The sequence below is a fragment of the Streptomyces sp. NPDC054863 genome (genome assembly GCF_053610825.1).
Map to the genome: position 1 here is coordinate 1 of NZ_JBSGZD010000275.1, position 10,640 is coordinate 10,640.

A 10,640-nucleotide genomic window follows, 5' to 3' on the forward strand; every position below is an offset into this window, starting at 1 on the left:
CCCGTGGACCGCGGCTAACGGCCGAGCGCCTGCCAGACGGTGACGGCGAGCGCGGCGAGCGCGGTGAGCGCCGCCACCGCGGGCAGCGGCCAACGGGAGTGTTCCAGGACGCTGACGCGGGCGATCAGGTCGGCGAGGTCCTTGTCGTTCTGGTCGTCACGCAGAGTGTGTACGGCGAGCCGTCCCTCGATGTGGGCGTGCCCCACATCGAGGCGGCGGCGAATCTCCGAAACTTCTTCTACGACCACGCTCTGTTCGGGGTCGGTGGTCACGATGACCGCTCCTTACGGGAGAGTTGGCTCAGTTGTTGTGACGGTGAGTCAACTCCCTTGTTCCGTACGGCGGGAGAGTGTGTGCGGGGCATATGCGAGCACACCCCGCACACCGCGCGCGCCCCCGCACACTCCGTGCGAATCAGGAGTGCGGGGGGCGCTGCGGACGGCGTGTGACGTTCTGTCAGGCGCGCGGGTGCCAGGTGGGTGTCAGCCGTACGGGTAGAAGCCCGAGCCCGTCTTGCGGCCGAGCCGGCCCGCGTCCACCATCCGCTGGAGCAGCGGCGGGGCGGCGTACAGCGGCTCCTTGAACTCGGCGTACATCGAGTCCGCCACCGAGGCGACCGTGTCCAGGCCGATCAGGTCGGCGAGCTTCAGCGGGCCCATCGGGTGGGCGCAGCCCAGCTCCATGCCGTTGTCGATGTCCTCGCGCGAGGCGATGCCCGACTCGAACATCCGGATCGCGGAGAGCAGGTACGGGATGAGCAGCGCGTTCACCACGAAGCCCGAGCGGTCCTGGGCGCGGATGGCGTGCTTGCCGAGGATCTTCTCCACCATGGCGTGCGCCCGGCTGATCGTGCCCTCGGAGGTGGTGAGGGCCGGGATCAGCTCGACGAGCTTCTGCACCGGGGCCGGGTTGAAGAAGTGGATGCCGATGACGGCGTCCGGGCGGGACGTCGCGACGGCCAGCTTCACCAGCGGGATGGAGGAGGTGTTGGAGGCCAAGATGGCGTCCGGGCGGGTCACCACCTGGTCGAGGACCTGGAAGATCTCCGTCTTGACCTGCTCGTTCTCCACGACGGCCTCGATGACGAGGTCGCGGTCGGCGAACTCCCCGAGGTCGGTGGTGAAGCTCAGGCGGGCGAGCGTCGCGTCGCGCTCCTCCTCGGAGATCTTGCCGCGCTCGGCGGCCTTCGAGAGGGAGTTGTAGAGGCGGGTGCGGCCGATCTCCAGGGCCTCGCCCGTGGTCTCGGCAACCTTGACCTCAAGGCCGCTGCGGGCGCACACCTCCGCGATGCCGGCGCCCATCTGGCCGCAGCCCACTACTCCGACGCGTTCGATGTCGGTCACATCGTGCCTTTCGCTCTGCGTATCCGAACCCCCGACGTTACTCCGCGTCTGCGGGGTGCCGGCCGGGAGGGGCGGGCATGCTGGGCCGGAACGCAGGTCCGTACCGAAACGGTGAGGTGTTGTTTTGTGGGACATATCGCACGAAGGAGGCTTGTGGCGGGCGCGGTCGGCGCGCTCTCCGTGCTGGCCCTGACGGGGAGCTCGGCGGCGCGCCCCGGCCCGCCCGGAAAACGCGTCACGAGGGGGATGTGGCTGGCCTCCGTGGCCAACAGGGACTGGCCGTCCCGCAAGGGCCTCACCGCCGACGAACAGCGCGCTGAGCTGCTGGTTCACCTGGACACCGCGGTGCGCAGGCGGCTGAACACGGTGGTGTTCCAGGTGCGCCCGACCGCCGACGCGCTGTGGCCCTCCCCGTACGAACCCTGGGCGGAATGCCTCACCGGGGAGCAGGGTCGCGACCCCGGCTGGGACCCCCTCGCCGTGGCCGTCGAGGAGGCCCATCGCAGGGGTCTGGAGCTGCACGCCTGGTTCAACCCGTACCGCGTGGCAAATCACACAGATCCCACCCGCCTCTCCGCGGCCCATCCGGCCCGGCGGCACCCCGGGTGGGTGGTCCCGTACGGCGGCAAGCTCCTCTACAACCCCGGCCTGCCGGAGGTCCGCCGCTTCGTGCAGGACGCGATGCTCGACGCGGTACGGCGCTACCCGGTGGACGCGGTCCACTGGGACGACTACTTCTACCCGTACCCGGTGGCGGGGGAGACCTTCGACGACGCCGCTGCCTACGCCGCGCACGGGGCGGGCTTCGGGTCGCTCGCCGACTGGCGGCGGCACAACACCGACCTTCTCGTACGGGAGATGGGCGAGCGGATCCGGGAAGTGCGGCCGGGGACCCGCTTCGGGGTCAGCCCCTTCGGGGTGTGGCGCAACGCCGACCGGGACCCCGAGGGGTCCCGGACCCGGGCAGGCGTCGGCACCTACGACGACCTGTACGCGGACACCCGGAAGTGGGTGCGGGAGGGCTGGCTCGACCACATCTGCCCGCAGCTGTACTGGAACATCGGCTTCGAGTCGGCGGACTACGCCGAGCTGGTGCGGTGGTGGGCGGCGACGGTGCGGGGCACCGGGGTCGACCTGTACGCGGGCGAGGCCCTCTACAAGGCGGGCGACCCGGCCCAGCCGGCGGCGTGGCAGGACCCCGGGGAACTGTCCCGGCACCTGACGCTGGCGGCGTCGCACCCCGAGGTGCGGGGGCACGTGTTCTTCTCGGCGCGGGAGGTCGGGGAGGACCGGACGGGAGCGATGGAGCGGGTGGTGGCGGACCACTACCGGTAGCCACCACCGATAGAGGGAGCGGGGGTCGTCCCGGCTCGGCGTCCCCCGCCCCGTACGGGCACAATGCCCCCATGAGCGACGATCAGCTGAGCGACGATCAGCGTCCCGTGGACATCAGCGCCCTCACCCGCCCCGGCGGCTGGACCGACCTCGATCCGGAGGGCCGCCTGGCGTGGCTGACCGCGGTCCAGGAGCACCACTTCGCCCGGCCGGCCGGGCGGGAGGACGCCCCCGCCGGGCGTACGTACGTGATCGACGGGCGGCACATCACCGACCGCTCCGCCCTCTTCCTCGCCCTCGGCGAGGCGGTCAACGGGCCGGGCGGCTACTTCGGGGCCAACCTGGACGCCCTCAGCGACTGCCTGCGCGGCGGCTTCGGCGCGACCGCGCCCTTCGTGCTCGACTGGCCGGACTCCGAGACCGCCCGCACCCACCTCGTGGCGTACTTCGACTCCGCCCTCGACGTCCTGAGGGAGCAGGGCGTGGACGTACGCCTGGGATGAGCGGGCCTACCGGGACGCCCTGGGGGAGAGCGGGCCGGGGGATCGTGCCGTAGGTCGTGGAGGCCGCGCTGCCGGAGGGCGCCGCACCCTGTCGACCGCCTTCCTGACCGGCACCGGACGTCTCCTCGACCGGCGCCGGCCGCCTTCCTGACCGGCGCCGGATGCCGTCCTACCCGGTCAGTCCGTCGCAGGCCGTCCGCAGCCTTCGTACGCCCTCGGTGATCTCGGCGGCGGACGCCACCGCCGCGAAGCTCAGCCGCAGGTGCCCGGCGGGGGCTTCCGCGCTGAAGTACGGGCGGCCGGGGGCGACGGCCACCCCGGCCCGCAGCGCGGCGGACACCACCGCGGACTCGTCGGCGCCGTCCGGCAGGCGGAGCCACAGGTGGTAGCCGCCGGACGGGACGTGCGGCAGCCCGAGCTCGGGCAGCCGGAGCCGGAGCGCGGCGGTGAGGGCGTCGCGACGGTTCTTCAACTCCCCTGCCACGGTACGGAGATGACGCGGCCAGGCAGGGGAGCCGACCAGTTCCGTGGCGGCCTCCTGGAGGGGGCGCGGCACGAAGAAGTTCTCGACGACCTGGATGGCCCGCAGCCGCTCCAGGACCGGCCCGCGTGCGACGAGCGCGCACACCCGGAAGCTGGGCGAGGTCGCCTTGGTCAGCGAGCAGACGTGGACCACCACCCCGTCGTGGTCGTCGGTGGCCAGGGGACGGGGCAGCGGCCCGGCGTCCAGGTGGACCAGGCGGCGCACGAAGTCGTCCTCGACCACGAAGGCCCCCGCCGCGCGGGCGATCCGGAGCACTTCCGGACGGCGCTCCGGCGACAGCACCGCGCCGGTCGGGTTCTGGAACAGCGGCTGGCAGATGAAGACCCGGGCCCCGGTCGCCCGGAAGGCGGCTTCGAGCAGCTCGGGCCGCACCCCGTCCGCGTCCACCGGCACCGGCACAGGCCGCAGTCCGGCGGCCCGTGCGATGGCGAGCATCCCGGGGTACGTCGGCGACTCCACCAGTACCGGGGAGCCGGGCGGGGCGAGCGCGCGCAGCGTGGTGGTGAGGGCGCTCTGCCCGCCCGCCGTGATCAGCACGTCCGCGGCGGTGACCGCCCCGCCGATGCCACGGGCGAACCATTCGCGCAGCTCGGGGATGCCGTCGGTGGGCGGGCGCCCCCACGCACCCGGCCGCCGCCCGGCGCGGGCGAGGGCGGCGGCCATCGCCCGCTCCGGCTGGAGGGACGCGTGCAGATAGCCGCCGTTGAACTCGATGACGCCGGGCGCGGGCGCGGCGAGGGTCACCAGGACACCGGACGCGTCCACCGCGCGCGGTACGGGATGGGTGGCCCCGTCCGCGCTGAGTGCGACCTCCTGCCACGAGGTGTCGCCGGCCGGCCGGGTCTCCTCGCGCGCCTCGGCCCGGAAGGCGCCGGCGCCGGGACGGGTGACGACGAGGCCCTCCGACGCGAGCTGCGCGAGGGCTCGGGAGACGGTGACGGGGCTGACGCGGTGGCGCTCGACGAGAGCACGGCTGGACGGCAGCTTTCCGCCGGGGGAGTAGCGGTGAAGATCCGCACGGAGAACTGCTGCCAGGTCGGCGACGCTGCTACGCTCATGCATGACAGCACAGAATAGCGCTACTCCCGCCCCTGCGATAGCAGTTGCGGTGTCGGAGGCTCCGGCGACAGGTGCGGCGGCGGCTTCGGCGACAGGTCCGGCGACGGGTGCGGCCCCGCGAGCGGAGTCGACACCTCCGGCAGGTGCCGAGGCTGCTCTGCGTACCCGCAACGGCACCCTGCTCGCCGCCCTCGGCATCGTCGCCTTCTCGCTCACCTTTCCCGCCACGGCGTGGGGCCTCGAAGGCTTCGGGCCGTGGACCCTCGTCGCCGTACGCAGCGTGCTCGCCGCGTTCGTCGCCGGGAGCGCGCTGCTCGCCCTGCGGGTGCCCGTGCCGCACCGCCGGCACTGGGGCGGCCTCGCCGTCGTCGGCATCGGCACCGTGCTCGGCTTCCCGATGCTGACCACGCTCGCGCTCCAGACGTCCACCACCGCCCATTCCGCGGTGGTGGTGGGTCTGCTGCCGCTGACCACGGCCGTCTTCTCGGCCGTACGCACCGGGAACCGGCCCTCGCGCGCCTTCTGGGCGGCGGCACTCGCCGGAGCGGCCGTCGTCATCGGCTTCACGGTGCAGCAGAGCGGCGGGGAGCTCTCGGCGGCGGACCTCTACCTCTTCGGGGCGCTGCTGGTGTGCGCCGCCGGATACACCGAGGGCGGGCGCCTCGCCCGGGAGATGCCGGGCTGGCAGGTCATCGGGTGGGCGCTGATCATGTGCCTGCCGGTGGCGGGGGTGACGGCGGCGGTCGCGCTCACCGTCGAGCCCCTGCACCCGACCGTGCACAGCGTGGCCGGACTGCTGTGGGTGGCGGTCGGGTCGCAGTTCCTGGGGCTGGTGGTGTGGTACCGGGGGATGGCCGAGATCGGCGTCGCGAAGGCGAGCCAACTTCAGCTGGCGCAGCCCCTGTTGACGCTGGTCTGGTCGGTGCTGCTGCTCGGCGAGGTGCTGCCGGTGGCGGCTCCTGTCGCGGCGGTGGCGGTACTGGTGTGCATTGCGGTCACCCAGCGGGTGCGGAGCTGACGACAGGTGTCGGCCAGTGTTGACACCCGGCGCTACCGCGGGGCGTCAACTCCCTTGTGCCGCCCTAGAATTGGCCCTGCGGATCGGACGTCATCCAACCTCGTCCGACCTCAGGAGGTCAGTTCTGATGCGAGCGAGTGTGGGCGACCGGCTGTTGACACACGGCAGGATCGTGGGCCAGCAGGACCGGGTCGCGGAAGTCGTCGAGGTGCTGGGGCCGGACGGGACGCCGCCGTACCGGGTGCGGTTCGCGGACGGACGGGAGACGGTGATGTCGCCGGGGCCGGACACGGTGGTCCGGAGGGATGAGGGGCGGGGGTGAGGGGCCGCTAGTAGAAGTGGCGTAGACGGGGCCAGAGTTGGGACCAGCGGGCTGTGGTGCCCGTGCAGATCAGGATTGCGGTGCCCTGTTCCTCGTTCTCGACGTTCTGGCCGTTGTCGATGCGGCCCGTCTGCCGGCAGTCGCGGAAGAATGCTCCGCTCCCTGCCCCGCTGCCGCGCTGCTGGAGCAGGAGCACCCGGCCGGTTGCCGTGTCCGGTGGCGGGCCCCAGTCGGCGAAGCTCATGTGGCCGGAGTACGGGGCGGGGAGGCGGCGTGCGGGCCCGTACCGTACGAGAGCGCCGGCCTGCCCGTAGTTCTGCGTGAAGACGACCGACGTGGCCCGTTCGCTCGCGGGGATCCGCTGCCAGCCCGCCGCCACCGCGTCCGCCAGTTCGGGCCAGCCCACCTGCTCGCCCTGCTCCGGGTTGATCCCGACGATCCACTCCAGCTCGCTCGGCGGCAGCACCGGCAGCCCCACGGCCAGGCTCATCGCCGCCGTGACCGCCACCGCCCCGGCCGACAGCCCCCGCCGCAGCCGCCACGTCCCGCGCGCCAGCCACCGCGCCGCCGGTACGCAGCCCGCCGCGAGCAGCACCAGCAGCAGCGGCAGTGCGTAGTACGGCTTGCCGCCCGCCCCGATCACCTGGAGGCACAGCAGCGGATACGCCCACGCCACCGCCCGCGCCCAGGACGCCTCCGCGTGCCGCCACAGCCGCAGCCAGCCCGCGACGCACACCGGGACGTACAGCGGGGAGAGGAAGAGCAACTGCTGCGGTACGAAGAGCAGCCGGTTCTCGGTGCCGTCGTCGGCCACGATGCCGCCCGCGACGGTGAGTTGGGGCCAGCCGTGCTGCTCCTGCCACCACAGGTTGGGCCAGGCGATCAGCACCGCGACCGCGATGCCGACGCCCAGCCACCCGCTGCGCAGCAGCCTGCGTGGCCCGGCGACGGCGAGCCCGCCGAGCAGCGCGGCCACCAGCATCGCCACCAGGTACTTGTTCTGCACGCCGATGCCGACGGCCGCCCCGACCGGCACCCACCACCGGGTGTCGCCCGACCGCAGCAGCCGCAGGAACAGCCAGCTGATCGCCGACCAGGCCACCAGGTCGTACGTCGCCGTGGTCACGATGTGCCCCACGGCCAGCACGAACGTCGACGTCGCCGCGCACACCGCCGCGAGGGTCTGCGCCCGCCGGTCGGCGCCCAGCTCCCGCGCCACGGCGGTCACCAGCAGCACGAGCAGGACGCAGGCGAGCGTCCCGGCGACCCGCAGCCCGGCCGGGCTGTCCCCGAAGACCGAGCTGAACGCCTTGGTCAGGAGCGGAGTCAGGGGCGGCTGGTCGACATAGCCCCAGTCCGGATGATCGCCCGCGACCAGGAAGTACAGCTCGTCGCGGTGGTAGCCGTACCGCCCGGACAGGGCGGTGAGCAGCGCCGCCACGAGGACGCAGACCGTGGCGGCGGGGGCGGTGGCGAAGGCGTGGAGCGAGCGGGGCCCGGGAGGGGGCTCGGCGAGGGGCGCACCCTTGTCGTACACGGCCAGGAGCCTACGGCCGGACACCGCCCGCCAGAAGACCTCGTACCGCAACGAATCGGTCAACTGGGTGAGTACGAGGCGAAGTTGCGCTCCTTCGCGCGCCGTGCGCGCCCGTCCACGAGCCGGAGCAGGGCCGCTCCCGGTATCTCGCGGAACGGAAACTCCCTGGGGCCGTGGACGGGGGTCCGGTTAACGTGACGGCACACCGACAGACGGAGACCCGCACCGCATGCCCCGCACGCACCAGCTGCCGCACCCCGAGGCCCTCGGCACCGACCGCCTCGACCTCGTCCCCCTCACCGCCGCGCACGCGCGCGAGATGGCCACGGTCCTCGCCGACCCCGCGCTGCACCTCTTCACCGGCGGGGAGCCGCTGTCCGCCGAGGCGCTGCACACCCGGTACGTACGCCTGGAGGGCGGTTCGCCCGACCCGGCCGTCGGCTGGTTCAACTGGGTGCTCCGGCTGCGCGACGAGAACCGCCTGGTGGGCACCGTCCAGGCGACGGTCGAGGGCGGGGCCGCCGAGATCGCCTGGGTGGTGGGCGCCGACCGGCAGGGCCGCGGCATCGCGACCGAGGCGGCACGTGCCCTGGTGGACTGGCTGTCCGCACAGCCCGGCATCGACGCGCTGTGCGCCCACGTCCACCCGGAGCACCTGGCCTCACAGTCCGTCGCCCGGGCCGCAGGACTGGAGCCGACGGAGAAGCGGGAGGACGGCGAGGTCCGGTGGGAGCGACTGCTCGGGCCCGCCAACCCGGCGGCGTCCGAGCCTGCGAACCCGGCGGCGTCCGAGCCTGCGAATCCCGCGGTGTCCCGGCCCGCGAATTCGGCACCGTCCCGGCCCGCGGATCCGGCACCGTACCGGCCTGTGGATGCGGCGCCCGAAGCCGGCGTCGTACGGGTCGAGCAGGGTCGGGTACGGGGTCTGACGGTGGCCCCCGGTATCGCCGCACACCTCGGAATCCCTTACGCCGCACCGCCGTTCGGCCCGCGTCGCTTCCGGGCCCCGGAGCCGCCCGCCCCCTGGGACGGCATCCGGGACTGCACCGCCTTCGGCCCGATCGCCCCGCAGTCGGCGGAACTGCCCGGCGCACCCGCCTGGTCGCCCGGCGACGAGGACGTCCTCACGCTCAACGTCTGGGCTCCGCGCGCGGACGCACCGCTCCCGGTGCTCGTCTGGATCCACGGCGGCGCCTACACCTTCGGCTCCTGTGCCCAGCCCGACTTCGACGGCACGGCTCTGGCCCGGGCGGGGCTGGTCGTGGTCACCCTCAACTACCGGATCGGCTTCGAAGGGTTCGGGCACGTCCCCGGCGGCGACGCCGCGTACCCGGAGAACCGCGGTCTCCTCGACCAGGCCGCCGCACTGCGCTGGGTACGTACGAACATCGCGGCCTTCGGCGGCGACCCGGACCTGGTGACCGTCGCCGGACAGTCGGCCGGGGCCACCTCGGCGGTGAGCCTGATGCTCATGGACGAAGGGCGCGGACTGTTCCGGCGGGCCGTCGCGCACAGTGCCGTCGGCCCGTGCTTCTCGCGGGACACCGCGGCCGGGAACACCCGCCGGATCGCCGCGGCGGCAGGCGTCCCCGCCACCGCCGAAGGACTGCTGGCCGCCTCCCCGCAAGCCCTCGTCGCCGCCGGTGACCGGGTGGCCGAGACCTTCCGCCGCGACCCGGGCCTCGGCTCCCGGCACTACGACCCCGTCCTGTACGGCCCGGTCGCCGACGGCACCTCGCTGCCCGCCGACCCCCTCGCCGCACACGCCGCCGCACCCGTCGAAGGCGTGGACCTCCTGGTCTGCCACGCCACCGAGGAGTACTGGCTCCTGGACGCGGTCGGCAGCAGCGCGAAAATCACCACGGAGCCCCAACTGGCCGCCTTCTGCCAGGACTTCGGCCTTCCCGAAGCCCTCGTCGAGGGCTACCGCGACCGGCTGCCTGACGCCTCCGTCCTCGACGTCTACCTCGCCCTTTTCGGAGACCTGAGGTTCGCCGAGTACAGCAACCGCGTCGCCGACGCCCACGTCCGCGCCGGAGGCCGCACCTTCCACTCCCGCTTCGCCCGCCGTCGTACCGACTCCGAAGGGCGGCCCGTGGTGCGCGCCTGGCACTGCGCGGACGTCCCCTTCGCCTTCGGCAACCACCGCGACCCCCGCCTGGAGTTCCTCATCGGCGGGCCGCCGACCCCCGAGGACGACGAGCTGTCCGCACAACTGGTCCGTGCCTGGGCCGGGTTCGCGGCCACCGGAGACCCCGGGTGGCAGCCGTACGACGGTACGGACGCGGGCGCGGTACGGATCTGGGGCGCGCCCACGGCGGACGGCCCGCCGCGCGAGCTGTGGCGGGACGTGCACCTCACCCCGGAATCGCCCTGACCGGTGCCGCCGGAGACGCCCCCACCGGTGCCACCGGAAATGTCCTGACCGCGGCACCGGAAATGCCCTGAGCGGCAAGGGAGTTACCTCTGGAGTAATCGACGGTGCCGCGCCGACGGGAGATCGTACTTCTGCCGGGGACGTTCCCGGCCGGCACGCACCGACGAAGCGCCGACAGACCGACGAAGAATGAGGACACGACCATGAGCGCCGCCTTCGAGACCGCCCTCCAGCGCTACTTCGCCGCCTGGAACACCACCACCGGGGCCGACGACCTCGCCAAGGCCGTCGAGGCCGCCTTCACCGAGGACGCCGCCTACACCGACCCGGCCGCCGACGTGCGCGGGCACGCGGAGGTGACCGCGATGATCGCCGGGGCGCTCGCCCAGTTCCCCGGCTTCGAGTTCCGGCTGAGGGGTGAGCCCGACGGGCACCACGACATCGTCCGCTTCGGCTGGGAACTGGTCTCCCTTGCCGACGGGTCCGCGCCGGTGGCGGGGTTCGACGTCGCCACGCTCGCCGAGGACGGCCGGGTCTCCTCGGTCAAGGGCTTCCTGGACCGCGTGCCGGGAGCCTGACGGATGCCGGGAGTCCGGGAGCGC

10 protein-coding genes and 1 pseudogene are annotated in these 10,640 nt (G+C 73.3%); 7 read left to right on the forward strand and 4 right to left on the reverse strand.

The window, feature by feature from the left end; genetic code table 11:
• Nucleotides 1-14 precede the first annotated feature (14 nt).
• Entirely contained in the window at nt 15-272 is a 258-nt protein-coding gene (locus ACWGIG_RS31625; RefSeq protein ID WP_453325123.1) for a hypothetical protein, read from the reverse strand.
• A 210-nt stretch (nt 273-482) separates the two neighbouring features.
• On the reverse strand, nt 483-1,343 hold the full coding sequence (locus ACWGIG_RS31630; protein WP_398420198.1) for a 3-hydroxybutyryl-CoA dehydrogenase: 861 nt from the start codon (nt 1,341-1,343) through the stop codon (nt 483-485).
• A gap of 126 nt (nt 1,344-1,469) precedes the next feature.
• On the opposite strand from ACWGIG_RS31630, the gene ACWGIG_RS31635 reads away from it, so the two are divergent.
• Nucleotides 1,470-2,678: a glycoside hydrolase family 10 protein gene (locus ACWGIG_RS31635; protein ID WP_453325124.1), complete on the forward strand. Its 1,209-nt coding sequence runs from the start codon at nt 1,470-1,472 to the stop codon at nt 2,676-2,678.
• 71 nt (nt 2,679-2,749) lie between these two features.
• Entirely contained in the window at nt 2,750-3,181 is a 432-nt protein-coding gene (locus ACWGIG_RS31640) for a barstar family protein (protein ID WP_453325125.1), read from the forward strand.
• Nucleotides 3,182-3,350: 169 nt separating this feature from the next.
• Here the strand turns inward: ACWGIG_RS31640 and ACWGIG_RS31645 are convergent, their stop codons facing one another.
• A complete protein-coding gene (locus ACWGIG_RS31645; RefSeq protein WP_453325126.1) occupies nt 3,351-4,787 on the reverse strand; it encodes an aminotransferase-like domain-containing protein in 1,437 nt (478 codons plus the stop codon).
• Here ACWGIG_RS31645 and ACWGIG_RS31650 point away from each other — a divergent pair.
• Complete coding sequence (locus ACWGIG_RS31650; RefSeq protein WP_453325127.1) at nt 4,786-5,802, forward strand: DMT family transporter; 1,017 nt, start codon at nt 4,786-4,788, stop codon at nt 5,800-5,802. The two genes, ACWGIG_RS31645 and ACWGIG_RS31650, sit on opposite strands and share 2 nt — an antisense overlap.
• 127 nt (nt 5,803-5,929) lie before the next feature.
• On the forward strand, nt 5,930-6,124 hold the full coding sequence (locus ACWGIG_RS31655; RefSeq protein WP_453325128.1) for a DUF1918 domain-containing protein: 195 nt from the start codon (nt 5,930-5,932) through the stop codon (nt 6,122-6,124).
• 7 nt (nt 6,125-6,131) lie between these two features.
• Here the strand turns inward: ACWGIG_RS31655 and ACWGIG_RS31660 are convergent, their stop codons facing one another.
• Nucleotides 6,132-7,724, reverse strand: a complete 1,593-nt coding sequence (locus ACWGIG_RS31660) for a glycosyltransferase family 39 protein (RefSeq protein ID WP_453325129.1) — start codon at nt 7,722-7,724, stop codon at nt 6,132-6,134.
• 166 nt (nt 7,725-7,890) lie between these two features.
• Here ACWGIG_RS31660 and ACWGIG_RS31665 point away from each other — a divergent pair.
• The 3 genes and pseudogenes from ACWGIG_RS31665 to ACWGIG_RS31675 all read left to right on the forward strand — a co-directional run.
• Nucleotides 7,891-8,340: pseudogene (locus ACWGIG_RS31665) on the forward strand (GNAT family N-acetyltransferase); the annotation flags it as partial.
• 189 nt (nt 8,341-8,529) lie between these two features.
• Nucleotides 8,530-10,038, forward strand: a complete 1,509-nt coding sequence (locus tag ACWGIG_RS31670) for a carboxylesterase/lipase family protein (RefSeq protein ID WP_453325131.1) — start codon at nt 8,530-8,532, stop codon at nt 10,036-10,038.
• Nucleotides 10,039-10,241: 203 nt separating this feature from the next.
• Nucleotides 10,242-10,616 carry a nuclear transport factor 2 family protein gene (locus ACWGIG_RS31675; protein WP_453325130.1) on the forward strand — a complete coding sequence of 125 codons (375 nt, stop codon included), beginning with the start codon at nt 10,242-10,244 and terminating at the stop codon, nt 10,614-10,616.
• Nucleotides 10,617-10,640 lie beyond the last annotated feature (24 nt).

Bases quoted from the DNA above. Each gene is read 5' to 3' on its own strand.
- ACWGIG_RS31640 (WP_453325125.1), top strand. From the start codon at position 2,750: ATGAGCGACGATCAGCTGAGCGACGATCAGCGTCCCGTGGACATCAGC.
- ACWGIG_RS31650 (WP_453325127.1), top strand. From the start codon at position 4,786: ATGACAGCACAGAATAGCGCTACTCCCGCCCCTGCGATAGCAGTTGCG.
- ACWGIG_RS31645 (WP_453325126.1), bottom strand. From the start codon at position 4,787: ATGCATGAGCGTAGCAGCGTCGCCGACCTGGCAGCAGTTCTCCGTGCG.
- ACWGIG_RS31655 (WP_453325128.1), top strand. From the start codon at position 5,930: ATGCGAGCGAGTGTGGGCGACCGGCTGTTGACACACGGCAGGATCGTG.
- ACWGIG_RS31675 (WP_453325130.1), top strand. From the start codon at position 10,242: ATGAGCGCCGCCTTCGAGACCGCCCTCCAGCGCTACTTCGCCGCCTGG.